The 25732-nt window shown below is 34.1% G+C and carries 18 protein-coding genes; 11 read left to right on the top strand and 7 right to left on the bottom strand.

Annotation, left to right across the window (positions count from 1 at the left end; translation table 11 throughout):
- Positions 1-11 precede the first annotated feature (11 nt).
- From lolA1 to ribB, 3 genes are all read left to right on the top strand, one after another.
- Positions 12-647, top strand: a complete 636-nt coding sequence (gene lolA1, locus ACWGOQ_RS19730; protein ID WP_452060253.1) for an outer membrane lipoprotein periplasmic chaperone LolA1 — start codon at positions 12-14, stop codon at positions 645-647.
- Positions 648-696: 49 nt separating this feature from the next.
- Positions 697-2724 carry an LptF/LptG family permease gene (locus ACWGOQ_RS19735; RefSeq protein WP_452060254.1) on the top strand — a complete coding sequence of 676 codons (2028 nt, stop codon included), beginning with the start codon at positions 697-699 and terminating at the stop codon, positions 2722-2724.
- A gap of 68 nt (positions 2725-2792) precedes the next feature.
- On the top strand, positions 2793-3944 hold the full coding sequence (ribB, locus tag ACWGOQ_RS19740; RefSeq protein WP_452060255.1) for a 3,4-dihydroxy-2-butanone-4-phosphate synthase: 1152 nt from the start codon (positions 2793-2795) through the stop codon (positions 3942-3944).
- A gap of 12 nt (positions 3945-3956) precedes the next feature.
- Here the strand turns inward: ribB and ACWGOQ_RS19745 are convergent, their stop codons facing one another.
- The 3 genes from ACWGOQ_RS19745 to ACWGOQ_RS19755 form a co-directional block, all read right to left on the bottom strand.
- The gene (locus ACWGOQ_RS19745) at positions 3957-5147 is read right to left on the bottom strand and encodes a DegT/DnrJ/EryC1/StrS family aminotransferase (protein ID WP_452060256.1); all 1191 of its coding nucleotides are present in this window, start codon (positions 5145-5147) and stop codon (positions 3957-3959) included.
- Positions 5148-5306: 159 nt separating this feature from the next.
- On the bottom strand, positions 5307-5483 hold the full coding sequence (locus ACWGOQ_RS19750) for a hypothetical protein (protein WP_452060257.1): 177 nt from the start codon (positions 5481-5483) through the stop codon (positions 5307-5309).
- 124 nt (positions 5484-5607) lie between these two features.
- Positions 5608-6237 (bottom strand): NAD(P)H-dependent oxidoreductase, encoded by a 630-nt coding sequence (locus tag ACWGOQ_RS19755; protein ID WP_452060258.1) that lies wholly within the window; start codon positions 6235-6237, stop codon positions 5608-5610.
- Positions 6238-6324: 87 nt separating this feature from the next.
- Here ACWGOQ_RS19755 and ACWGOQ_RS19760 point away from each other — a divergent pair, with 87 nt between their 5' ends.
- Positions 6325-6720 carry an acyl-CoA thioesterase gene (locus ACWGOQ_RS19760; protein WP_452060259.1) on the top strand — a complete coding sequence of 132 codons (396 nt, stop codon included), beginning with the start codon at positions 6325-6327 and terminating at the stop codon, positions 6718-6720.
- Positions 6721-6779: 59 nt separating this feature from the next.
- Here the strand turns inward: ACWGOQ_RS19760 and nhaC are convergent, their stop codons facing one another.
- The gene (gene nhaC, locus ACWGOQ_RS19765) at positions 6780-8270 is read right to left on the bottom strand and encodes a Na+/H+ antiporter NhaC (protein WP_452060260.1); all 1491 of its coding nucleotides are present in this window, start codon (positions 8268-8270) and stop codon (positions 6780-6782) included.
- A gap of 708 nt (positions 8271-8978) precedes the next feature.
- Here nhaC and ACWGOQ_RS19770 point away from each other — a divergent pair.
- Positions 8979-9638 carry a CPBP family glutamic-type intramembrane protease gene (locus ACWGOQ_RS19770; RefSeq protein WP_452060261.1) on the top strand — a complete coding sequence of 220 codons (660 nt, stop codon included), beginning with the start codon at positions 8979-8981 and terminating at the stop codon, positions 9636-9638.
- Here ACWGOQ_RS19770 and ACWGOQ_RS19775 read toward each other — a convergent pair.
- The 3 genes from ACWGOQ_RS19775 to ACWGOQ_RS19785 are packed head-to-tail and all read right to left on the bottom strand — an operon-like array spanning position 9635 to position 11514.
- The gene (locus ACWGOQ_RS19775) at positions 9635-10207 is read right to left on the bottom strand and encodes a non-canonical purine NTP diphosphatase (protein ID WP_452060262.1); all 573 of its coding nucleotides are present in this window, start codon (positions 10205-10207) and stop codon (positions 9635-9637) included. The genes ACWGOQ_RS19770 and ACWGOQ_RS19775 overlap by 4 nt on opposite strands.
- Before the next feature lie 34 nt (positions 10208-10241).
- Positions 10242-10766: a KdsC family phosphatase gene (locus ACWGOQ_RS19780; protein ID WP_452060263.1), complete on the bottom strand. Its 525-nt coding sequence runs from the start codon at positions 10764-10766 to the stop codon at positions 10242-10244.
- Entirely contained in the window at positions 10750-11514 is a 765-nt protein-coding gene (locus tag ACWGOQ_RS19785; RefSeq protein ID WP_452060264.1) for a Rossmann-like and DUF2520 domain-containing protein, read from the bottom strand. Before ACWGOQ_RS19785 ends, ACWGOQ_RS19780 begins: the two co-directional genes overlap by 17 nt.
- 132 nt (positions 11515-11646) lie before the next feature.
- Here ACWGOQ_RS19785 and ACWGOQ_RS19790 point away from each other — a divergent pair, with 132 nt between their 5' ends.
- From ACWGOQ_RS19790 to ACWGOQ_RS19815, 6 genes are all read left to right on the top strand, one after another.
- Positions 11647-14805 carry a cytochrome c biogenesis protein gene (locus ACWGOQ_RS19790; RefSeq protein ID WP_452060265.1) on the top strand — a complete coding sequence of 1053 codons (3159 nt, stop codon included), beginning with the start codon at positions 11647-11649 and terminating at the stop codon, positions 14803-14805.
- A 149-nt stretch (positions 14806-14954) separates the two neighbouring features.
- Positions 14955-16601 carry a solute:sodium symporter family transporter gene (locus tag ACWGOQ_RS19795; RefSeq protein WP_452060266.1) on the top strand — a complete coding sequence of 549 codons (1647 nt, stop codon included), beginning with the start codon at positions 14955-14957 and terminating at the stop codon, positions 16599-16601.
- Entirely contained in the window at positions 16602-19409 is a 2808-nt protein-coding gene (locus ACWGOQ_RS19800) for a helix-turn-helix and ligand-binding sensor domain-containing protein (RefSeq protein ID WP_452060267.1), read from the top strand.
- Positions 19410-19663: 254 nt separating this feature from the next.
- Positions 19664-22684 (top strand): SusC/RagA family TonB-linked outer membrane protein, encoded by a 3021-nt coding sequence (locus tag ACWGOQ_RS19805; RefSeq protein ID WP_452060268.1) that lies wholly within the window; start codon positions 19664-19666, stop codon positions 22682-22684.
- Between the two features lie 5 nt (positions 22685-22689).
- Positions 22690-24159: a RagB/SusD family nutrient uptake outer membrane protein gene (locus ACWGOQ_RS19810; RefSeq protein WP_452060269.1), complete on the top strand. Its 1470-nt coding sequence runs from the start codon at positions 22690-22692 to the stop codon at positions 24157-24159.
- Positions 24160-24183: 24 nt separating this feature from the next.
- Positions 24184-25731: a carbohydrate binding domain-containing protein gene (locus ACWGOQ_RS19815; protein ID WP_452060270.1), complete on the top strand. Its 1548-nt coding sequence runs from the start codon at positions 24184-24186 to the stop codon at positions 25729-25731.
- The last annotated feature ends 1 nt before the right edge of the window (position 25732 follow it).

The following is a 25732-nucleotide window of genomic DNA, read 5'->3' on the forward strand; positions in this document are numbered from 1 at the left end:
GAAACACATAGATGATAAAGAGAATATTATTTTTAGTAGTTACACTATGCATTACTACTGCTCAAGCGCAGGATGCAAAACAACTTTTGGACGAAGTGTCTGCAAAGGTGAGAAGTTATGATAATATTGTAATTGGGTTTAAATATGCCCTTAATAACCCAGCAGAAAATGTGTCTCAGGAAACCCGGGGAGATGTAACACTGTTGGGAGAGAAATATTTATTGAACCTGATGGGCACGGAACAAATGTATGATGGAAAAAAATTGCACATAATCATTCCCGAAGATGAAGAGATTAATATTTCTACCCAGAATGAAGAAGATGAGGCAAGTGTTACACCTTCTAAAATGCTTACTTTTTATGAAGATGGATATACCTCTAAATTAGATATTGTACAAGATGTGCAAGGAAGAAAAATTCAATTTGTGAAATTGATCCCTATAGATTCTGATAGCGATTTAAAAGAAATTTTATTGGGGATAGATAAGCAAACAAAACACATTTATAAACTAATTTTGATGCAGAATAATGGAACTAATATTACCATTACGGTCAATAGTTTTAAAACAAACCAACCGCTTTCTAAAACGTTATTTGTTTTTGACGAATCAAAGTACAGTAATTATTATATCAATCGTTTGGATTAGTTATATATTTAAGCATTATTTTATAATCAATAGATTCAGTAACAAATAGGTGAAAATACTTGACAGATACATTCTAACGACCTTTTTAAAGACGTTTTTTCCACTTTTTATTATCATAATGTTTATTCTTTTGTTGCAGACCATCTGGTTGTTTATATCAGAGCTAGCAGGGAAAGATCTGGATTTTTCGGTAATCTTGAAGTTTTTGACATATGCAACACCAAGGTTAATCCCTATGGTATTGCCGCTTACTATTTTACTTACTTCCATTATGATTTTTGGTAATTTTGCCGAAAATTATGAGTTTGCTGCAATGAAATCTTCAGGAATTTCACTACAACGAGCCATGAGAACATTGTCGATATTTATCTTTTTTGTCGGGATAGGAGCATTTTTATTTTCTAATACCGTTATTCCTAATTCTGAACGTAAGTTCGTTAACCTCAGAAAAAATATTGTAAAGGTCAAGCCGGCTATGGTAATAACCCCCAATCAATTTAACGATCTGGGGGATATTAATATTCGGGTCTCAGAAAAATATGGGGAAAATGATCAATTTATTAAGGATGTTATTATTCATAAGAAGGAAGCCAGAGCGGGTAATTTCACTGTGATAAAAGCAACAGATGGAGAATTAAAAGGTAGTATAGATTCTGATCTTATTACATTGGTACTTAATGATGGAAACTATTATACTGAAGTTCAACAAAAATCGCCTAAACAAAGAAAAAAATTACCTTTTGCCAAAACCTATTTTAAGCAATATGTTCTTAATATCGATTTATCCTCTTTGGATAATGTGGATATGGATGCCCAGCAATATAGTAAAGGGTTTAATATGTTAAATGTAAATGGACTTAGAAATGAAATAGATACCTTATCAATACAAGTAAATAATGAGGTTGAATCTGCCGAGGATGATGTAAACAGAAGAAACGGATTCAAGGATTTAAACCGTAATTTAAAAATAGATACCCTTAAAAAATCTACAAGCGATACATTGGATCTAATAAATGATCGATTTAATACCAGGCAAAAGTTTCAGATATACAATTTGGCATTTTCTAACCTAGATGGCGTCATAAGAAGGATACAAACTACTAAAAGAACGCTAGAAGTTAAAAAAAGAGCATTGAATAAGTACGAAATGTCATTACATGATAAATATGCATTGGGTATCGCTTGTGTTTTATTGTTTTTTGTAGGAGCTCCATTAGGTGCCATTATTCGTAAGGGAGGCTTAGGCTTGCCTATCGTTATTGGAGTAGTGTTATTTCTTACCTATCACTTTATTGGGATTTTTGCTAAAAACGGAGCTGAAGAAGGAGGGATTCCTGCATTTGTCGGTTCCTGGCTGTCTACGATGATAATATTTCCCTTAAGCATCTTTTTAACATATCGTGCCACTAGAGATAGAGGTTTTGTGAGCTTCGATATCATCACGCAACCAATTCGAGATTTTTTTGATAGAAGGTCAAAGAAGAAGAAAAAGAAAAGAGATGTAGATACGGTTATTGATTTAATTGAAGAAGAGCATTTTGATAATCAAGTAGATAAAAATAAATATGACATTTTAGAAAGATACGATACGAAAAAGCTAAAAGATATTGTAAAGAACTACAGACAGTATGATTATGATGAATCTTACAGAAATGCATCATTGAAAATACTTGATGATAGAGGAATTTCGATAAATGATTTAAGGCTAAAAGGAGAGCTGGATAATGTGGATATTGATAAAGCCGAAAGGTATTTTAAAGATTTCAAAGAATACGCTATCATAACAATTACTTTATCCTTCCTATTGGTCTTTATCAATTTAATAGTTAAAGTGATTTCTAAAGAATTGGCAGAAGAAACATCGATAATGTTATTATTTTTTAATGTACTCTGTAGTCTGTCTTATATTATGTTTTTTGTAATGTCTTTTATGAGTTATAGTAGATTTTATAAATTATTTAAGAATCAAATCGAGAAACCAAAAGATGTAATTTTCATTTTTGGATTCCCGGTTTATATCGTGATTTACTTTTATTATCGTAAAAAAATGAAAGAAGATTTGAGCAAAATCAGATAATTTGGGATACAGTTCCATTTAAGAATTATATAAATTACCTTTGCTGTCAAAATAAGAATAGGACCACTATGTCACAAGTTACGGAGACTAAAAACAAATTGAAATTAAATACCATACAAGAAGCCATTGAAGATATTCGCCACGGAAAAGTTATTATCGTTGTGGATGATGAGGATAGAGAGAATGAGGGGGATTTTCTGGCTGCTGCCGAAAAAGTAACGCCAGAGATGATCAATTTTATGGCAACTCACGGACGCGGATTAATTTGTACTCCAATTACAGAACAACGCTGTGAAGACCTAAAACTGAATATGATGGTCGATAATAATACAGATCCCATGGAAACGGCATTTACGATTTCAGTGGATTTAAAAGGTAATGGCGTTACGACCGGTATTTCTGCAAGTGACCGTGCTAAAACAGTTTTGTCCTTAATCAACCCTGATACAAAACCACATGAATTAGCAAGACCAGGTCATATATTTCCTTTAAAAGCAAAAGAAGGTGGTGTACTAAGGCGTACAGGGCATACAGAGGCGGCTATTGATTTTGCAAGATTGGCGGGATTAGAACCTGCTGGTGTGATTGTAGAAATTATGAATGCAGATGGAACGATGGCACGTCTTCCTCAATTGCTAGAAGTAGCTAAAAAGTATGATCTAAAATTAGTTTCTATTGAAGATTTAGTAGCATACCGAATGCAGCATGATTCTCTCATAGAAAAGAAAGAAGATTTTGATATCGTAACGCGTTTCGGAAGCTATAGGTTAAGAGCGTATAAGCAAACAACCAATAACCAGATTCATATTGCATTGACCAAGGGTAGTTGGGCTGACAACGAACCTGTACTAACCCGCATTAATTCTACTTTATTTAATAATGACATATTAGGAACATTAACCAATAATGCAGATGAACGATTAGATGCCATGTTTACCCGTATTAATAAAGAGGGTAAAGGTGCTATTGTTTTTATTAATCAGGAAAGCCAATCTTTCAATTTATTGAATCGATTAAAAGCCTTAAACGATACTCAAAATGGAGAAGAGATCGTTAAAGCTCCAAAAATAGCTATGGATACTAAAGATTTTGGAATTGGTGCACAGATATTGCACGATCTGAATGTTCATAAACTACGATTGGTATCCAATACGGTACAAAAAAAACGTGTAGGTATGATTGGTTATGGATTAGAAATCGTAGAATACGTAAATTATTAAAAAAACCTTTATTTAAAGAATACTTTGAAGAGCTTCCACCATTTTTGAAGCTCTTTCTTTTACTTCAGTTTCAGACCAACCAACTTTTATTAAACAAGAGATTGTTCTTCCCATCCACGCATCACTAGCGTTAAAAGATCTATTGTTTTTTTTCAGTCCGTTTTGTTGTTCTGCTGAGGGTTTGTTTAACGATCTTGGTTCTAATAGGTGTTCCCATTTTTTATAATAGTGCCAATTATTATCAAACCAATAAAAACAAGCATCTACTCCATACGCGCCCAATGCTTTGTGCCCTTTTCTGGCTACATCCTCAGTAGGAAGAAATATATTTAAAAAGGCATAACTTTCCACTCCATTTTCTGGAACTCTTCTGAAGGTAACTTCGGGAATAGAGGTTAAAGCATGACGAAGGATAGTATAGTTTTTTTTCTGAACGCCTAGTGTATGATCCAACTTTCTTAGTTGGGCGATACCTACAGCTGCATTTAATTCTGATAACCGATAATTATATCCTAAAAACGGATGTGTTTCTGCGCCACGGTCATTACCAATATGATCATGTCCGTGATCTTGGTATTTATGAGCGTTCTCAGCATATTTTTTAGTATTGGTAATCAGTCCACCACCTTCTCCACAGGTAACTGTTTTTACATAATCAAACGAAAAACACCCTAAGTGGCCATAACTCCCTAGTGGTTTTCCTTCATACGTTCCACCTATCGCTTGGCACGCGTCTTCCAGTAAGATCAAATTATGTTCTTCGCAAATTGCTTTTAATGCTTTTAGATCTGCCATAGAACCACACATGTGTACTGGCATAATCACCTTAGTATGCTCTGTTATTGCCTCTTTTACTGCTTTTGGGTTTAACGTTAAGGTATCGTCAATATCACATAATATAGGAGTAGCACCAACAGATAATATAGCTTCAAAACTAGCTACAAATGTAAATGTAGGCATGATTACTTCGTCTCCTGACCCTACACCTGCAGAGGCTAAAGCTACTGTTAAAGCCGCCGTGCCGCTAGATACAACTTGTGCATATTCAGTTTGCATTCTAGAAGCTAAGTCCTTTTCCAATTCCAGAGCTTTGTGATGTCCATTTCGATTTCCATCAAAACCATAGCGCATTAAAACACCATTATCTAGTACGTCTTGAACTTCTTTTTTTTCTTCAGCTCCAAATAGCTCGAATCCTGGCATAGGTAGAATATTAAATTAAAAAATATTTCAGGCAAAAATACCGAAAAGAGTTTTGAATATATAATGTGAAACTTATCTTTTTAATTAGAAATACTCTATTAATTATAGTAATCAACAGAATCACCTGACTAAATTTCATAATAACTATTTATAAAAGCCTTAAGAGTCAGGTACTTTACTATCTTGATTCATTGGGAGTAAGTTGGAGGAACGATCATGTTCATTACATGTTGCTAATAATTTCTTATTAGCTTTTAGTTGTTTTTCAGAAATACTAGGTATACATCTGGAAATGGCTACTTTTATAAAACCACATTTTCGAAATATCGTAGCCATTAGAATGCACCTTTTTTTAAAATACATTTGTAATTAGTGGTAAGCACAACGGTAGATAACTTTAAACATATTTTTGATACAATAAAGTATCTACATAACATCAAGGATAATTGCAAATTACTGATTACAAAACGATTATCGTTTCATCGATAGAACGTCGGACCTTTTTGAAACTAGCGAACATATCATCTTGTGCACGATACCCAACCGGTAACACTAGTACTGAGGTAAGTCCAAGATCTTTAAGACCTAGAATTTCATCGTATTTTTCGGGAACAAAACCCTCCATAGGGCAGGCATCTATTCGTTCGATAGCACACACTGTTAATAAATTACCCATTGCTAGATATGCTTGTTTTGCAGCCCAATTAGAAACTTCTTCTACAGGTTTATTTTTAAAAGAATCTACCAATTGTTCTCTAAACGGTTTTAATATTGCTTCATCAGTATTCCTAATCGCCTTTACATTATCAAAATATTTGGTAATGTATGCTTCACTGACCTTGTTTTCAATACAAAAAACCAACACATGTGATGCATCTGCTACCTGTTGTTGGTTCCAAGAATGTTCTGTAAGTTCTTTTTGAACTTCTTTATTATGTAAAACCACCAATTTTAATGGCTGTAATCCATATGAAGTGGCTGTAAGATTAAAAGCTTTGGTAAGTATGTCTATTTTCTCTTGCGGTAGTGTACGAGTATTATCAAATTTCTTTGTGGCATATCGCCATTGTAGGCTGTCAATAATTTTCATCCTTGTTTTTTAAAAATATACACAAAGATACAGGTATAACATTTACCTTTAAAAATTAAACTAATAAGAAAAAACTATATTACATTTATGAATACTATAGATCAATTGATCCAAAAATCTGAGACCAGAATCTTTAAAGCTGTTTTTCCTAATACAACCAATCATTACGAGACCTTATTTGGTGGAACTGCTTTGCAGTTAATGGATGAAGTTTCTTTTATATGCGCTACTCGTTTTAGCAGAAAGAAAGTGGTTACGATTTCTACAGGTAAAATAGATTTCGAAAAACCAATTCCCGAGGGTACTATTATAGAATTGGTAGCCAAAGTTCACGAAGTCGGTAACACCAGTTGTGTGGTTAAAGTAGATATTTATAAAGAGGAAATGTATAGTTATGATCGTGAGATAGCAGTTTCAGGATTTTTTAAGTTTGTGGCAATTGATAACGATAAAAAACCGATACCGATTATAGATAAAAATTAGAACATAACAAAAACGCATTCAAGAAAGGTGGATGCGCTTATATTTTGTTGTTGATTATTTTATTTATCTCCTAATTGCTTTATCTTTATTCTGAAAGCAGCAAACAGTAGTGTGGTAAAAGGACTAATTATATTGAAAAATGCATAAGGGATATATTCGGTCATTCCTGGTTGCCCTAAAAGAACTTTTGATTGGTAGGCTCCACAAGTATTCCAAGGAACCAATACAGAAGTTACAGTTCCAGAATCTTCCAGAGTTCTACTCAAGTTTTCAGGCGCAAGACCTTTATCTTTAAACGCTTTTGCATACATTCTACCGGGAACCACAATGGCTAAATATTGATCAGAAGCGGTAACATTTAGCGCAAGACAACTAACTACCGTACTGGCAAATAATCCAAATACAGAATCGAACCAACTTAATAAGGTTTTGCTTATTCTAGCTAAAGCACCAATGGCATCCATAACACCACCAAAAACCATTGCGCATATAATTAACCATATAGTCCCTAACATTCCCTTCATTCCGCCAGAAGTAAATAATTCATTGAGTTCTTTACTCGAAGTTTCTACAGCGGTATCAACTGTTATTGCATTCATTATACCTTTATAAGCAGAATTAAAATTTAGCGTATCACTACCGGCGATGTTCATCACAATATCTGGTTGCGCAATAATTGCAGCGATTGCACCTAGTAGTGTACCAGCTAATAATGCGATTAATGGTGGAGTTTTTTTAATAATAAGTCCAATAACAATAACAGGAACGATAAATAACCAAGGAGATATTGTAAAAGCCCCTTTTATTGCTGCTAGTTGTCCACTAATGTCAGGTGTGCCCTTTGTATCAATTACAAAACCCATAATTATAAAAATGATAAGGGTGAGAACTATAGTTGGTACTGTAGTATAGGTCATATACTTAATATGCGAAAAGAGTTCACCTCCAGCCATAGCAGGAGCGAGGTTTGTGGTATCTGAGAGTGGAGACATCTTGTCCCCAAAATAAGCTCCAGAGATCACAGCGCCAGCTGTCATCCCAAGAGAAATGCCAAGGGTATCTCCAATTCCAATTAATGCGATACCAACAGTCGCAGAGGTTGTCCAGGAACTACCGGTTGCTATAGAAATAATAGCACATATAATAACACAGGCTGCCAAAAAGATGGTAGGATTAAGAATCTGTAATCCATAGTAAATCATGGTAGGGATGATACCACTAATAAGCCACGTTCCTGCTAAGGAACCCACCATCAATAATATGAGTAATGCTCCCGTAGTCGATTTTACATTTCGGGCAACCTCTTCCATCATTTGTTTAAAAGATACTTTGTTAAAGAATCCTACGATCGCCGCCACAGCGGCACCAAGAAGTAATATAAATTGATTACTCCCGCTCAAGGCATCATCTCCAAAAGCATAATATACATTATAAAACAACATGCCCACTAATGCAATAATTGGGATTAATGCTTCCCAAATATTTAGCGCTCTGTTTTCAATAATTTCTTCGGTTTGGGGATCAGTGGTATTGATGTTTTGGCTTTCCATATAGTGTATTAGAAATTTAAGAATGTAATGTTACGATATTCATGAAATTTATGCAACGTATTGTCTTCGTTTAATTATAAAAAGGATCCATAGATTTTATTAGATTAGCAGATAAAACACATTTTATCGGTAATTTTTGCTTTTTATCGATAAATTACCATATATTTGCAATGTGGTTTTTATTAAAACATATAACTCAAATATCTTTGAGTCACTGAAACAGAGATAGAAATAAATTGAATATATAGTGAAAGAGAAAAATTGGAATTGATTTTTTACGTTTTTTACCCCAACAAATTTAACTTCCCCCAAGGTTAAATTTGACAAACTTCAAAGCCTCATACCCCAAGAGGCTTTTTTTATGGAATAGATTTTCTGGATTTAAAATATAGTAACTATGTTATTTTTTTAGGTTATGTTGTAGGTTTTATTCAGTAAATACGCGTTTAATCGATTAAAATTGTTTTTTATCGATATTTTGCAGTTTTTGACAGAACGTTTTTAATACTTTTTGTACAAATCAATGTACTTTTAAAGTGTTGTTGAGGATTGATATAAGTTGAATTAGTTTTTATTGTATACCAAAATACCCATATCAATTGCCCCAAAATTGTAAATCAAATATTCCCCAAATTTGGTTTCTTGCATTAAAAGCCTCTTGCCCAGAGGCTTTTTTTATTTGTTAAAAAATAATTTGTTTCATTTTTTATGCTGAAATTAGTGCAAAACCAAACGATGCACCCTACTTTTACCCGCGGATTAGAGTTAATACTACTATTTATACTACTTCCTGTTAGTTTTTTGTTTACGTATCCAATACTTATAAAAGCCGGATTAACGATTGCTGGTTTTGTCTACATCTTGATCCACTTGAAGAGATCAGGGTTATTACAAATAAAGTTTCCTGATAAAGCGTACTGGAAAGCATTTTGGAAGGAAACTGTTATAAAATTGTCTATTGTGATTTGTGTCACAAGTTTATATGTTTTTTGGGTAGCACCAGATACATTATTTTCAGTAATGATCAAAAAACCGATCTTGTGGGTCATTATTTTATTTGTGTATACTTTTTTGTCGGTATGGCCTCAAGAAATTGTCTACAGGACATTTTTTTATGACAGGTATGAAAGTCTGATAAGCAATAAATGGTTGTTTGTTTTTATAAACGCTGTTTTTTTTTCATTAGCTCATTTATTTTTAAGAAGTTTTTTGGTTCAATTACTTACATTTTTAGGAGGCCTCTTATTTGCATATACGTATCAAAAAACAAAATCAACCACTTTAGTGTCTATAGAACATGCAATTTATGGTAATTGGTTATTTACAGTAGGAATGGGAGAGATGCTAGCCTTCCCAGGAGTAGATTAATTATGTAGAAATTCTATCAGTTTTTTTACTGCTTTAGATCTGTGACTGATATTATTTTTTTCTTTTAAGGGTATTTCTGCAAAAGTTTCCTGAAAACCTTTTGGTAAAAAGATGGGGTCGTACCCAAAACCTTGATCTCCTTTTTTTTCTGTAATGATACTGCCACTACAAATACCCGTAAATGTGTCAAGGTTGCCGTTTATAAGAAGGGCAATGACCGTTTTGAATTTTGCTTTCCGATTTTTTTTGTCTTTCAAATTATCTAAAAGTTTATTCATATTAGCATCAGCATCTTTAGTTTCTCCAGCATATCGAGCAGAAAAAACACCAGGTTCTCCATTAAGGGCGTCGACTTCTAATCCGGTATCATCGGCAAAACAATCATAGCCATAATGTGCTTTTATGTATTCGGCTTTTTGTATCGCATTTCCTTCTATAGTAGAAGAGGTTTCTGGAATATCTTCGATACAACCTATCTCGGATAAACTCAATAGTTTGATATAAGTAGGGATTAATGCTTGTACTTCTTTTAACTTATTGAGATTATTTGTAGCAAATACTAATTTCATTTTGTAATTAATGTTTAAACTTTAAAATAGAACACTAAGCTTTAGCATCATAATTTTTGATCCACTTTCCTTGTACTTTTAGCACTTGTTCTATCACATCTCGTACACATCCTTTGCCGCCTTTTTTAAAGGAAACATATTTGGATACTTCTTTTACTTCTGCAACGGCATCTTGTGGGCAGGTAGGCAATCCCACCATTTTCATAACTGGTAAATCGGGGATATCATCTCCCATATAGAGGACATTCTCAATTTTAATACCATTAGTATTCATATATTCATGCAACCGATCTGCTTTATGGTGTGCGCCCAAATACACATCTTTAATTTCTAACCCCTCTAATCGTTTTCTAACTCCTTCATTTTTTCCTCCAGATATAATACACACATTAAATCCTTGCTGTACAGCAGTTTTTAAGGCATATCCATCTTTTATATTCATAGTTCTCAGTAACTCTCCATCCGTATTAATGATTACAGTTCCGTCAGTAAGAACACCATCTACATCAAATATTAACGTAGTAATATGTTGTAAATATTCTTTATAACTCTTTTCCATATTTAGATTGTATTGCTTTAGTAAGTGATTGATATAGTTGTTTTTGTCGATCGTCGGTTAAAATTTTCAAGTGCCTTTCGATACTTTTAAAGTCATTACGAATGGCAGGTCCGGTTTGGGCTTCATCCGGAGCTATTTCTTGAATTTTTTTCGCGGTTTCTTCTATTAATGGGTGTAAAATTTGGAATGGTACATTGTTTTCGGCACAAATATCATTTCCAACAGAAAACATATGATTTGTGAAATTGTTTACAAATACGGCTGCTACGTGTAATGCATTTCGTTGGTCTGAAGAAACTTCGTACACTTTTTGAGAGAGTGTAGAAGCCAGTTTTTTCAGGAAATTCACATCTTTCTCCCGTTCTGCTTCTATACAAAAAGGAATGTTACCAAAATCAACTTTCTTGGCAGCACTAAATGTCTGCAAGGGATAGAAAACCCCACGGTGATGACGATGGTTTATAGATTTCATAGGAACACTACCTGAAGTATGTACTACTAATTTGTTCTCAAAAGGTAATACATTGGTAACCTCATTTATAGCATCATCACTGATTGCCAAGATGTATACATCTGCTGCTTTTAGTTTGTCTAAGTTAGCGGTGATAGCCTCAGCTTTCTGATCTTTATGTAATTTGATACCTTTTCGGTTATAACATTGAATTACTTCTGCCGATTTATGGTTTAAAAAAGCGGCATATAAATGATGAGCAACATTTCCGGAACCAAGAATAACGATCGAATTCATTTGGCTAAAATAAGGAAGATACTTTAAAAATTAGACAAGTTTTATAGTTCTGTTAAAACCGATAAATAGGATTCTTAGAATACCTAATTATCCTCTTAAAAACACTAAATTTGCCGAGCTAAAAAAATTACAATGCAAAAGAAATTGGCGAGTATTTTATTTTCTACCAGATTAATGGCAATGTTGTTTATAATCTTTGCCGTCTCAATGGCAGTAGGTACTTTTTTAGAAGATGGTTATGGAACTACTGCAGCTAGAATTTGGATATACAATGCCTGGTGGTTCGAGGCTATTATGTTTTTTTTTGTTATCAATTTCTGCGGAAATATTGTACGATATAGATTGTATAAAAAAGAAAAGTGGGCAACATTATTGATGCACCTATCTTTTATTCTTATCCTTTTAGGGGCTTTTATTACACGATATATTAGTTACGAAGGAGTGATGCCTATTAGAGAAGGAGAAACTACTGCTGAGTTTTTATCAGAACGTACCTATTTAACCGTTTTTCTTGATGGTGAAATTGACGGTGAACCCCGTAGACGTATTATTTCTGAAGAATTAGAATTAACAGAGGCGACAAATAATAATTTCACAATAAATACGGATTATAACAAACAACCAGTTACCATACAATATAAGGATTATATCACCGGTGCAGAAATGGGACTAGTGGAATCCGAAAATGGTGAGAATTACCTAAAAATAGTTGAAGCAGGAGACGGAAATAGACACGATCATTATTTAAAAGAAGGAGAAATATCCAATATTCATAATATTTTGGTCGCATTTAATACGCCTACAAAGGGGGCTATTAATATCACTTATGAAAATGATGAGTATTACATAGAATCGCCTTTTGATGGTTCTTACATGCGAATGGCCGATCGAAAACAAGGCTTAGTAATTAAAGATAGTGTACAGCCATTAATGTTACGATCCTTATACCAAACTGCTGGCATGCAATTTGTAATTCCGGAACCCATAATTACCGGGAGGTATGATGTTATCCCTATTGAGATCAAAGATAAGGGTCAGCAAGATGCACTTATTGTTGATGTAACTACAAACGGAGAAACTAATGAAGTAAAACTACTGGGAGGAAAAGGATATGCCAATGATATGCAAAAAGTTTCTTTGGGTGGTCTGGATATGTACTTCAGTTATGGATCAAAGCGATTAGAACTTCCTTTTGAGCTAAAATTGAATGATTTTATTGCAGAAAAACAACCAGGAACAGAAAAAGTGTATAAATCTTTTATGAGTAAGGTAGAAATCATTGAAGATGGTTCTGCGCCCCAGCCATATGATATCTATATGAACCATGTACTGGATCATAAAGGATATCGTTTTTTTCAGGCATCCTTCGAACCTGATGAAAAAACCACTATACTGTCAGTTAATCATGACTATTGGGGTACCAAAGTTACCTATTCGGGATATATGTTGCTATATCTTGGATTAATGTTGATTTTATTTACAGGAGGATCTAGGTTTAAGAATTTGGAACAAATGCTAAATAAAGTGAAGAAAAAGAAGAAGGCATTAACTATATTGTTAATTTTATTTGTTTCTACATTTTCTTATTCACAAGAACAAACCAATCACGTAAATCATCTACAAACCTTGCCAAGCAAAGCAAAGCTGGATTCTATTATAATGGCCAATGCGGTTAGTAAAGAGCACGCTGCAAAATTTGGTAGTATTGTGATTCAGGATGAACGTGGAAGAATGAAACCCGTTAATACCTTTTCTTCAGAACTGCTTCGAAAACTAAGCAAAAAAGATACCTATGAAGGATTAACTGCTGATCAGGTATTTGTTTCGATGGTAGAAAACCCTTTTATATGGTATAGCGTTCCTATTATAGAAATACAAAGAGAAAATGATAGTATCCGAAAGATATTAGGAGTTTCAAAATCCGAAAGGAGAGTTTCGCTAATAGATTTAGTAGAGCAAGATGGTTCTTATAAACTGGATCCATATTTAGAAAAGGCGAGTAAGACAAATACTCCCAGTAGTTTTGAGAAAGATTTTCTGAAAACACACGAAAAGTTTTATTTATTAAATCAGGCTTTAGGTGGAGGAATCCTTAGAATTTTTCCGGTCCCAGGTGATGAAGGTAATAAATGGGTCTCTACACCACAACTCAATGAGCATAAGTTTACAGGAATGGATTCCGTTTATACCAGACAAATCATTCCAATTTATATACAGTCTTTACAAGAAGCTCGGAAAACAGGCGATTATAGTAAACCTGATCAATATATAGAGAGTATCAAATCTTTTCAGGTAAAGTTTGGAAGTGAAGTCATGCCAGCTGACGATAAAATAAAAGCCGAAATAGCACTAAATAAATATGATATATTTAGAACGCTTTACAGGTATTATGGTGTTACCAGTGTATTGTTTATTTTGATTATCATTTTGGGAATATTTTATCATAAGAATAAGCTTGTTAAGGTTTTAATACAAATCTTTATGGGGATGACAGTATTGATTTTTATGATACACACTTCCGGATTGATTATTAGATGGTATGTTTCTGGACATGCGCCTTGGAGTGATGCGTATGAATCTATGATTTATGTTGCTTGGGCTACTGTAGCATTAGGGTTAGCTTTTGGTAAAAAGAGTAACCTTACCGTTGCAGCAACAGCTTTTGTAGCTGCTATTATTTTGTTTTTTGCTCATGAAAATTGGACAGATCCTGCCATAGCAAATCTACAACCTGTATTGGATTCATATTGGGTATTAATTCATGTTTCTATTATTGTAGCAAGTTATGGTCCTTTCTTCGTAGGAGCAATCTTAGGAGTTCTTTCATTAGTGTTAATGATATTAACTACAAAATCGAATAAAAAGCGAATGGATATTAACATCAAAGAAATCACCATTATTAACGAAATGGCATTAACAATCGGTCTTGTGATGCTCACCATTGGTAACTTCTTGGGAGGTATGTGGGCCAATGAAAGTTGGGGTCGTTATTGGGGATGGGATCCAAAAGAAACCTGGGCATTGGTTAGTATAATGGTTTATGCTTTTGTAATACATATGCGTTTGGTTCCTGGTCTACGTGGACGATGGTTTTTTAATCTAATGTCCGTATTAGCTGTTGGATCTATATTAATGACATATTTTGGAGTGAATTTTTATCTAAAAGGATTACATTCTTATGCTAGTGGTGATCAGGTAGTGACTCCTTCTGCTGTATATTATAGTTTCTTTATCTGGGCAGTTTTAGGTGCTTTTTCCTATTGGAGGTATACTGTACATTATAAGAAGTGATATTTTATAAATAATTGTTTGTCATTGCTTTATTCTTAAAAACAACTATACAAAAACTATACAGCCCTAAATTTTTTGGCATTATTCTTAACAGTATTGAATAATATCTGATATTTTTATGACTTTTAACAAATCATTAAAATTTAAATATGGGTATTATTTCTTTTGTAGGATTCACGCTGTTAGTTGCAATCATATCATATATAGCCACAAGAAAAACAGATGAAACTTCATCCGATGGTTATTTTCTAGGCGGACGTAGTCTGACTGCTGTAGTAATTGCAGGTTCTTTATTACTTACAAATTTATCAACAGAACAGATTGTAGGACTTAATGGTTCTTCATACTCCGAAGGGATATTGGTAATGGCCTGGGAGACCCTGGCCGCTATTGCAATGGTGATTACGGCGATTTTCTTGTTGCCGAGATATCTCAAAGGAGGAATTACTACAGTACCTCAATTTTTAGAAAGACGTTATGATACTACAACAAAAGCTATTACATCTGGTCTATTTTTGACAGGTTATGTTGTGGTGTTTTTACCTATAGTTTTGTATTCCGGATCTTTAGCGATTAGTACTATGTTTGATGTTCCTGAGTTGTTGGGAGTCAGCAAAGACGCTTCTATTTGGATATGTGTTATAGGAATAGGTGTTATCGGATCTATTTACGCAATCTTTGGAGGGTTAAAAGCAGTGGCCGTATCAGATACTATTAATGCTGTTGGATTATTAATCGGAGGGATTATGATTCCGGTTTTTGGTCTATTGGAAATAGGAGATGGAAACATTTCTGAAGGAATCAACACATTAATGACCACAAATCCAGAAAAATTCAAAGTAGTTGGAGATACTAATTCTTCGATTCCTTTTGCAACGATATTTACAGGAATGATGCTGGTACAGCTTTTTTATTGGGGAACTAATCAGGCGATTATCCAAAGAGCTTTGGGGGCTAAAAATCTCAAAGAAGGTCAGAAAGGATTGTTGCTAGGGTCTTTTTTAAAGATACTAGGACCTATCATTGTTGTGTTACCAGGGATCATTGCTTTTCATCTGTTTAATGGAGAATTGGAAGTAGCGGATGAAGCATATCCAACTTTGGTTAGTAGAGTTTTACCAGTATCTTTGGTTGGTTTTTTTGCTGCAGTATTGTTCGGAGCAATTTTAAGTTCGTTTAATAGCGCTTTGAATAGTTCTGTAACCTTATTTGGTCTCGATATTTATAAACAGTATATAAATAAAGAAGCAAGCGAAAAACAAGTAGTAAAAGCCGGAAAAAGTTTTGGAGTATTATTAGCCATATTAGCTATGGCTGTAGCTCCGTTTATCGCAAATGCAGGAAGTCTTTTTGATTACTTACAGGAGGTAAATGGAATATATAGTATTCCTATTTTGACAATAATTGTAGTCGGATACCTGACTAAAAGAGTGCCGGCCATAGCTGGTAAAATAGGAATCATATCTGGATCTGTTTTATATATTTTAAGCCAATTTATTGTAAAACCTATTCTTCAGGGGAATGCAGTTGAAACAGCCAAAGCAAACGGTATTACCAATCTTATGGAGTTAGAAAGAATAGAGACCTCCGCATATCCTCACTTTTTACACGTAATGGCAATTCTTTTTGTGGTTAATATTATTATTATGTTAATTATAGGGAAACTGTATCCAAGAGAAGAGCCATACCAGCAGCATTATACAAAAGAAGTTGATATTACCCCTTGGAAATACACAAAGGTTGTCGGAGCAATAGTATGCTTAATCGTAATTTCTACTTATATTTATTTTAAATAATTGGACCATATTAAAAAGGCATTTTTATTTTTATACCTCCTTTTCCCGTCGATAACTTCTGCTCAGGAGTTACCGCCGATAGAAACCTATTTGCCTGATGTTTATGGCGGAGAAACTCAAAACTGGTCCGTCTCACAGGCTGATAATAAATACATTTATGTAGCAAATAATAAAGGATTGTTAGAGTTTAATGGGGCAAATTGGGAACTGTATCCAACACCAAATGAAACCGTTATAAGATCCGTAAAGGTTGTTGGCGAACGTATTTATACGGGGTTCTATATGAACTTTGGTTATTGGAAAAAAAATAGCTTCGGAAAACTTGAATATACTTCTTTAAGTGATTCTATACGGGAGCGACTTATAGAAGATGAGCAGTTCTGGCATATCCTCAATCAAGATGATTGGGTATTGTTCCAGTCTTTAAACAGAATTTACCTTTATAATGTTACCGATGAAAGTTTTTCTATTATAGAATCCAAATTAACCATTACCAATATTTTTAATGTTAATGGAATCATATATTATCAGGATTTACACAATGGAATCTATAAAATAGAAAAAGGAGCTCCTGCCTTAGTGTTAAAGACATCAGAAGTTGTACATGAAAAAGTAGTCAATATTACAAAATCCTCAAGAGGGTTGTTGATACTTACAAGTACAAAAGGTTTTTTTGAACTTTCTGATGGAGAAGTTAATAAACGGAATACACCTTCAGATGGAATTTTAAAAAGTATTACAATTTATGATAGTACAGTGCTACAGGACGGTAGTTTTGTTTTGGGAACTATCTCTAATGGGTTTATCCATCTTTCTTCTAAAGGAGAAATTATATATCAAATTGATCAAAATAGAGGGTTAAATAATAATACTGTTTTATCCTCTTTTGAAGATGTAGACGGTAATATTTGGCTAGCCTTAGATAATGGTCTTAACTGTATAAATATAAAATCAGCAATACAAAGTTTTAATGATGATAAAGGCACGATCGGAACAGTGTATACGACCATAGTTTTTGATGGGTTCTTATATCTTGGAACTAATCAAGGGTTGTTTTATAAGAAAATAGGGATAGACGATCAATTTAAGTTTGTAGAAGGAACTAATGGACAGGTTTGGAATCTTTTTAGCTATGATAATAAATTGTTTTGTGGACATAACTCTGGAACCTTTTTAATAGAAAAAAGTAAGTCCAAACTAATAAGTTGGATTGGTGGTACTTGGATTTTTCGAACGATTAAGGATCATCCTAATTGGCTGATGCAAGGGCATTACAGCGGAATTAGCATCTTGGAAAAAAAAGAGGGGCAGTGGCAATTAAAACAAAAAATAGATGGATTTGATTATTCTGTGAGGTTCTTGGAAATAAATGGAAATAAATTATGGATCAATCACGAATATAAAGGAGTTTTCAAGCTTACTCTGGATGAAAATTTTTCTAAGATATTAGAGGTCGAAAAAGATACAGTAACACCCAAAGGTAAAAATTCAAGTATTGTAAAATATAAGAATACTATTTTTTATGCACACCAACAAGGAGTGTTCTCTTACAATAAGGAAAAAAATATATTTGAAGAAAATAACTTAATAAGTCAAACTTTTAAAGCCAAAATAAAAAGTGTTGGGAAGCTTGTAAAAGATAATAAAGATGGACTTTGGAGTTTTGCAGAAGATGAATTGTATTATATTTCTCAGAGTCAATTTTCAGATAATATAGATGTAACCAAAATTCCCATTCCTTATTTGTTGAGAAAAGAAATGATTGGGTTTGAAAATATACTTCATTTAAAAGAAAAGAAGTATTTAATAGGAACTGCGTATGGATATATGATCATAGATTTATCTATGGTGCAGGCTGATGAACATGATATTATTCTTGAAAAAGTCTCAACAAAGCAAAAATCCACAGAATTTAAAGCGGTAGAGTTTACTGATACGCCTCCCGTTTTCAGCTCTGATTTAAACACTATTTCTTTTGTTTATACAATTCCAGAATATGATAAATACCTTATTTCTAGGTTTCAGTATAAACTCGAGGGCTTTTATGATAACTGGAGTAGTTGGAACACTAAAACAAATATAGAATTTGAAAACTTACCATTTGGGGAATATGTTTTTAAAGTAAGGGCGAAAACAGGTAATGTTCTAAGTACGAATATTGTGTCTTATAAATTTGTAATTGATAGGCCTTGGTACTTTTCTACAATTGCAATTGTAACTTATTCAGTAACACTGTTGATGTTACTTTTGATAATGCATAGAGCGTATAAACGTTATTATACTAGGCAAAGAGAAAAATTAGTAGAAGAAAATAAAAAACAGCTCGAGCTCAGACAGCTAGAGAGTGAGAGAGAAATCATGAAGCTGAATAATGAAAAGTTAACGCAAGACATCGAAAGTAAAAATCGTGAACTGGCTTCCTCGACAATGAATATAATTAAGAAGAACGAAATTCTAAATACTATTAAGAAAGAACTTCAAAAATCTGAATTTGAAAGAGATGGCGTAAAGAATGTAGAACGGATTATTGATAGAAACTTAAATAATAAAGATGACTGGAAACATTTTGAAGAAGCTTTTAATAGTGTAGATAAAGATTTCCTGAAAAAACTAAAAGAGAAGCACGATAATTTAACTCCTCATGACCTGCGTTTTTGTACCTATTTAAGACTTAATTTGTCATCCAAAGAAATTGCTCCTCTACTAAATATATCGGTTAGAAGTGTAGAAATAAAGCGTTATAGGTTAAGAAAAAAGTTAGAACTGGAGCATTCTGATAGTTTAGTAAATTATATTCTTGAAATCTAACACTACAACATTCCTATAAAACACCACAACATTACCTATACTCTAACGTTATAGTTAGGCTACATCACTTTTTTATTTGGTTTTTTTTAATGCATAGGAAATCCTTATGATTCAGTGCTTTCACTGGAATTTTGTCAAAAAAAAATAGTAAATTTTTAATTATAACTTTATCCTGTATGTTTTTTGTTGTGGTTCAATATTAACGATTTCTTAATATTCGTAACTAGATTTGAGTAAATCAAACAAAAACATTTATGAAAATTGTAAATTTCTTAATAATCGTTTTTTTAACCACGATTATTCATGCTCAAGAAATTCAGATCGGGGGAACTGTAAATGATGCGAGCGGATTGCCACTTCCAGGAGTTAATGTTCTCGTACAAAACACCGCCAATGGAGCAATAACAGATTTTGATGGAAACTATGCATTAAATAATGTATCCGTTGGTAGTGTCCTATTGTTTTCCTACGTAGGTTTTATGACGCAGGAAATCAAGGTTGGGCAAAGTCGTGTTATTAATGTTACACTGCAGGAAGACAGTGAGTCCTTAGAACAGGTCGTTGTGATCGGTTATGGAACACAAAGAAAAAAGGAGGTCACAGGGGCAGTTTCTGTAGTGGGATCTGGAACTATTGAAGAATTAAATCCGGTTCGAATAGAACAAGCATTACAAGGACAAGTTGCGGGTGTTAATATAACATCCCAATCAGGAGCACCGGGTAGCAACGCTACTATCTCTATACGAGGAATATCCACGAATGGTCAAGCTCAACCTCTAATTCTTGTTGATGGTAATGTAATAGAGGATCTGAGTGTAATTAACCCTAATGATATAGAGAGTATCAACGTGCTTAAAGATGCTACTGCAGGTATTTATGGAGTGAGGGCAGCAAATGGTGTGATTCTTATTACTACAAAAACAGGTTATAGGAATATGGATCTAAAATTCGAATTTGATTCTTATACAGGTTTTCAGGAAACTACAAGAAAATTACCCGTACTTAATGCCACAGAATACGGTATTATCATTAACGAATCTTTTGCAGCAGGAGGAAGTACACCTCCATTTTCAAATTTATCCGAATTAGGAGAAGGTACAGATTGGCAGGATGAAATTTTTAAAACTGCACCGATCTCCAATATTAATCTCAATGTTACTGGAGGAGGACAAAATTCGGCTTATTCAGCTGGCGCTTCTTATTTAACTCAAGATGGTATTGTTGGTGGATCTGATGCGAATTTTGAACGTTTTACAGGAAGATTAAACTATAGCTTAGATTTTGCTAAGAACCTTAAATTCACAACCACAGGTATTTTTACACAAACAAATAGAAACACAGTGTTGGAAAACACCTTAGGTTCTGTGCTATTCAATGCCTTAAATATGGCGCCTACGTTTTCAATAAGAGATGAAAATGGTGATTTTACCTTGGCAGAAGGGTTAGGTAATGAAGTAATAAACCCCATTGCACAACTAGAAAACACTTTTAATGATACTCAGGTGAATAAGATTGGAGCCACATTTGGTCTGCGGTATAATTTTTTGAACAATTTTACGGTAGAATCTAGATATCAATTTAACTATTCTGAAGTAGATGGAAAAAGTTTTTCTCCAGTAGTGTTTTATGGATCAGGAAAAGTATTTAATGTTGATCGAAGTAGTGTTACAGAGTCCAAGAATTTCTTTAGAGATTATACTTGGGATAATTTCTTGAAATATGAAAAAGTATTTGCAGATGATCACGATCTAAAAGTGCTTTTAGGGATGTCAGTATTCCAATCAACAGGAACATTAACAGGTTTTACAGGATTTGATATCATAGATAACTCGTATGCTAATGCTAATATTTCGCAGGCGTCAGACGTAGTCGATAATTTTATTAATGGCGGAAATACATTTGATGCTAGGTTGCTATCCTATTTTACAAGATTACAGTACGGATATAAAGGAAAATATTTGTTATCTGCGACTTTGAGAAGAGATGGATCAACGAGATTTGGACCTAAAAATAAGTTTGGATATTTTCCAGCAGCTTCTATTGGTTGGGTGGTGTCTGATGAGTCTTTTTTAAGTAATAGCCGTTGGTTAAGCTTTCTGAAAATTAGAGCTAGTTATGGTGTGATTGGTAATGATAGAATCCCAGATTATGGTTTTGTTTCTTTACTAAATGGAGAAGGAGCTTATGTAATTAATGATGAATTGCTGTTAGGTGGTGAGGCTATTGGACGATTGTCAAACCCAGAAATTCAGTGGGAGCAGCAAAAGACACTGGATGTTGGTTTTGATACGAAATTAATAAATAATAAAATCGATATCACTTTTGATTACTTCAAAAAAAGAACTGAAGATTTATTAGTAGTGGCACCGGTTTCCGGTATTCTTGGAGTAGGAGCTCCAGCTTCGGCCCCACCAGTTGTTAATGCAGGTATAGTAGAAAATAAGGGGTATGAATTTTTAATTAGTTATAACGATCGATTTTCTGAGAATTTTAAATTCAACATAAGTTTTAATCTTACTACTCTCGATAACGAGGTAATATCTGTAAACAGTGAAAATAGTTTTATTCCAGGTGGTTCATTTGGCGTAGGTCAGGATCCTCCATCAAGAATGGAAGCTGGTAAACCAATTGGATATTTCTATGGATTACAAACTGATGGTATTTTTCAGAATCAGGCTGAAGTTGATGCACATGCAACCCAAGCTAATGCAGCTCCAGGAGATCTTAGGTATATCGATATAAATGGAGATGGAGAAATTGATTCTGATGATAGAACAGATATCGGAAATCCAATTCCGGATGCTACGATGGGTTTAAATATTGGATTCGAGTATAAAAACTTCGATTTTACTACGTATGCTTTTGCATCGGTTGGTAATGATATCGTAAGAAATTATGAACGTAACCAACCTTTGGTAAATAGAAGAAATGGATTTCTTGGGCGTTGGACTGGCGAAGGCTCTACTGATTCTTTTCCCAGAGTAACAACGGCAGCAAATTCTAATAGTCTATTTTCTAGTTTTTATGTTGAAGATGGATCATTTCTAAGAATCCAAAATGTACAACTTGGATATACGTTATCAAATACATTCATGGAGCCTATCGGTATAGATAAATTTAGAATCTATGCTTCCATAAATAATCTATACACATTTACAGAATATCAAGGGTATGATCCTTCAGCATCATCCGGAGACCCTATTGGTGGAGGTATCGATCAAGGTTTCTATCCGGTACCACGAACATATTTATTAGGTGTTAATCTTAAATTTTAATCAAGATGAAAAAGGTGAAATATAATATAAAAACAACAGTAATCTTTTTTGTGCTATTGACTGTGATTGTTGCTTGTAGTGACGATTTTGTAGATGTAGCTTCAGAGGATGAAAATTCAGAAGACTTTTTTAATAGCGAAGAAGATTATCAAAACGCATTGATAGGAGCTTATGATCTATTGCAATCAACGTATTTAAATGTAATGTTAGGAGAGATTGCGTCTGATAATACATTAGCTGGTGGAGAAAGTGCAACGGATACTCCGGGAATACAAGAAATAGATGATATGATGCACACACCAGTCAATGCCCAGCTTAGAGATATATGGAGTTGGATGTACGCAGGTGTTAATCGTGCAAATTATATCATGGAGTTTCAAGATAAAACTGATTTTGCTGGTAAAGAAGAGGTAATTGCTCAGACACGATTTTTAAGAGCTTACTACTATTTTGAATTAGTAAAATGGTTTGGAGATGTACCGTTGGCAATAGATAGAAGAATTCTATTTGGAGAAGAAACGGGTATCGACAGGTCATCAAAAGAAGAAGTATATGCTTTAATTGAAGAAGATTTACAATTTGCAGCAGATAACTTGCCGTCAACTCAAGCAGAGACTGGGCGAATAACACAAGGAGCAGCAAGAGCTTTATTGGGTAAAGTATTTTTATTTCAAGATAAATTTACAGAGGCGGCAGATGTATTAGACCTTGTCGTTGCTGGACCATATGATTTAGTTACCGACTACAACTCAATATTTGAACAAGAAGGTGAAAATAACATCGAATCTGTTTTTGAAGTACAATATACAGATGAAGAAGGCGCAGGGTTTGGATGCTTGCAATGTAGTGAGGGTAATGTAGCTGTTGGTTTTAATGGAATAAGAAATTATGCGGGACCGCTATTTGAATCCGGTTTTAGTTTTAATGTACCTACACAAGAAGTTGTAGACGCATTCGAAGCAGGAGATAGTAGACTTGATGTAGCTATTTTAGATATAGAGGCTTGGGCAGCGTCAGAAGGAGCTACCTTTTCTACTGGTTTTGAGCATACTGGATATTATAATAGAAAATATATTGCACGTCAGGGAGATTTAAATACAGGAGATGCAAACCTTACCAATCCTAATAACTACAGAGCTATTCGGTTTGCAGATGTTTTACTAATGGCTGCAGAAGCACATAACAGAAAATCCCCAAGTAATGATGGACAAGCCTTAATTTATCTTAATAGAGTAAGAAACAGAGCTCAGTTGCCAGACGTAACAGCTTCAGGATCTACTTTAACAGATGCTATTTATCAGGAGCGAAGAGTAGAGTTGGTTGGCGAAGGGCATCGATTCTTTGATTTGGTACGAACAGGTCGAGCTGCTACAGAAATAGATGGTTTCGTTACAGGAAAACACGAAGTATTTCCAATACCTCTGATTGAGATTCAGTTGGCAGGAAATAGATGGGAACAGAACCCAGGGTATTAAAAAAAAACTAAAAACTAGAAGAAGATGAAATTTTTAAAATATATATTCAGCTTATGTCTATCAATACTGTTCGTTTCGAGCTGTGCTGAAGATGATAGTCTAGACTATCTAAATACTATTGTTGCTCCATCAAACATATCTGCTCTTTTAAACATAACACAGGATAATACAGGATCAGTAACCATAACTCCTAGCGGAGAAGGTGTTGTATCCTTTGATCTATATTATGGAGATGATACTGCGGAGCCTGACAATGTGGAACTAGGCGAAAGCATAACACACGTATATAGTGAAGGAAGTTACAGTTTAAGAATAGTCGGTAATGGAATTACAGGGTTGAAGACTGAGGTAATACAAGAAGTAGTTGTTTCATTCAACCCTCCTGAAAATTTAGTAGTTACCATAGAGAATGACGCGGCTGTATCAAAACAAGTAAATGTGAGAGCTACTGCAGATAATGCTATGTCTTTTGATGTATACTTTGGAGAAACAGGAAATGACACTCCAGTATCTGCAAATATTGGTGAAACCGTTTCTTACCTATATCAGGAAGCAGGAATGTATACAATTAGGGTAGTTGCAAAAGGTGGAGCCATCGCTACGATAGAATATTCTGAAGATTTTTTAGTAACAGAAATTTTACAGCCTTTAGTATCAGCTCCTAGTCCCCCGTCTAGAGCAGACGAAGATGTGATTTCTATTTTCAGTGCTGCGTATACAGATGAAGCAGGAACTGATTACTTTCCGGATTGGGGTCAAGGTAGCCAGGGCAGTAGCTGGAGCTCTTTTGATCTTAATGGTGATGCTATGTTACAGTACATTAATTTAAGTTATCAGGGAATTCAGATTGGCGCTCCTGTTGATGTAACTGAAATGGAATTTATACACTTAGATGTCTGGACAGCTGGTGGAATATCGACAATAGAAACTTCTTTGATTAGTGTTTCAAATGGCGAACAACCTGTCGTAAGTAACCTATCTGAAGGAGAGTGGACAAGTATTGATATACCTATATCAGCATATACGGATCAGGGGCTTACTGTTGGAGATATACATCAATTAAAATTTGTAGGAGATCCTTCGGCAACAGGAACAGTATTTATAGATAACATTTATTTTTATAAAGGAGACATAACATTTGATGATGGTTTGTTGACTAATGGTGATTTTGAAAATGGTAGCGACTCCTGGATCGTAGGAGTTGATGATAATACTTCAGCGCCAGTAATAACTAATGGAGGTAATACATATTACTCAGTCAACGTAACTGCAGCAGGTAATCCTTTTGATGTTAATGTCAGTCAAAAGATTGAAATTATCCAAGGTAACACGTACAGATTAACATTTGATGCGTGGTCGGATACAAATAGATCTATACTTGCTGGAATCGGTCTCAGTGCAGATCCTTGGTCAAGTAGCACTGAAACTGTAGATATTACTACAACAAGAACAACGTATACGCTTACTTTATCTGCCAGCGATTTTGGTGCTCCTGATGCAAGAGTAATTTTTGATTTAGGTGCGGATATCGGTCTTGTCAATTTAGATAACGTTTCCTTATCCATTAATTAGA

The sequence above is a fragment of the Aquimarina ulvae genome (assembly GCF_053613295.3).

What these genes read in the sequence shown, in the direction of transcription:
- ACWGOQ_RS19790 (WP_452060265.1), top strand. Translation starts at nt 11,647, where the DNA reads ATGCAAAAGAAATTGGCGAGTATTTTATTTTCTACCAGATTAATGGCA.
- ACWGOQ_RS19815 (WP_452060270.1), top strand. Translation starts at nt 24,184, where the DNA reads ATGAAATTTTTAAAATATATATTCAGCTTATGTCTATCAATACTGTTC.
- ACWGOQ_RS19750 (WP_452060257.1), bottom strand. Translation starts at nt 5,483, where the DNA reads ATGGCTACGATATTTCGAAAATGTGGTTTTATAAAAGTAGCCATTTCC.
- ACWGOQ_RS19775 (WP_452060262.1), bottom strand. Translation starts at nt 10,207, where the DNA reads ATGAAATTAGTATTTGCTACAAATAATCTCAATAAGTTAAAAGAAGTA.
- ACWGOQ_RS19770 (WP_452060261.1), top strand. Translation starts at nt 8,979, where the DNA reads ATGCTGAAATTAGTGCAAAACCAAACGATGCACCCTACTTTTACCCGC.
- ribB (WP_452060255.1), top strand. Translation starts at nt 2,793, where the DNA reads ATGTCACAAGTTACGGAGACTAAAAACAAATTGAAATTAAATACCATA.
- ACWGOQ_RS19760 (WP_452060259.1), top strand. Translation starts at nt 6,325, where the DNA reads ATGAATACTATAGATCAATTGATCCAAAAATCTGAGACCAGAATCTTT.
- ACWGOQ_RS19780 (WP_452060263.1), bottom strand. Translation starts at nt 10,766, where the DNA reads ATGGAAAAGAGTTATAAAGAATATTTACAACATATTACTACGTTAATA.
- ACWGOQ_RS19795 (WP_452060266.1), top strand. Translation starts at nt 14,955, where the DNA reads ATGGGTATTATTTCTTTTGTAGGATTCACGCTGTTAGTTGCAATCATA.
- ACWGOQ_RS19805 (WP_452060268.1), top strand. Translation starts at nt 19,664, where the DNA reads ATGAAAATTGTAAATTTCTTAATAATCGTTTTTTTAACCACGATTATT.
- ACWGOQ_RS19810 (WP_452060269.1), top strand. Translation starts at nt 22,690, where the DNA reads ATGAAAAAGGTGAAATATAATATAAAAACAACAGTAATCTTTTTTGTG.
- ACWGOQ_RS19755 (WP_452060258.1), bottom strand. Translation starts at nt 6,237, where the DNA reads ATGAAAATTATTGACAGCCTACAATGGCGATATGCCACAAAGAAATTT.
- ACWGOQ_RS19785 (WP_452060264.1), bottom strand. Translation starts at nt 11,514, where the DNA reads ATGAATTCGATCGTTATTCTTGGTTCCGGAAATGTTGCTCATCATTTA.
- nhaC (WP_452060260.1), bottom strand. Translation starts at nt 8,270, where the DNA reads ATGGAAAGCCAAAACATCAATACCACTGATCCCCAAACCGAAGAAATT.
- lolA1 (WP_452060253.1), top strand. Translation starts at nt 12, where the DNA reads ATGATAAAGAGAATATTATTTTTAGTAGTTACACTATGCATTACTACT.
- ACWGOQ_RS19745 (WP_452060256.1), bottom strand. Translation starts at nt 5,147, where the DNA reads ATGCCAGGATTCGAGCTATTTGGAGCTGAAGAAAAAAAAGAAGTTCAA.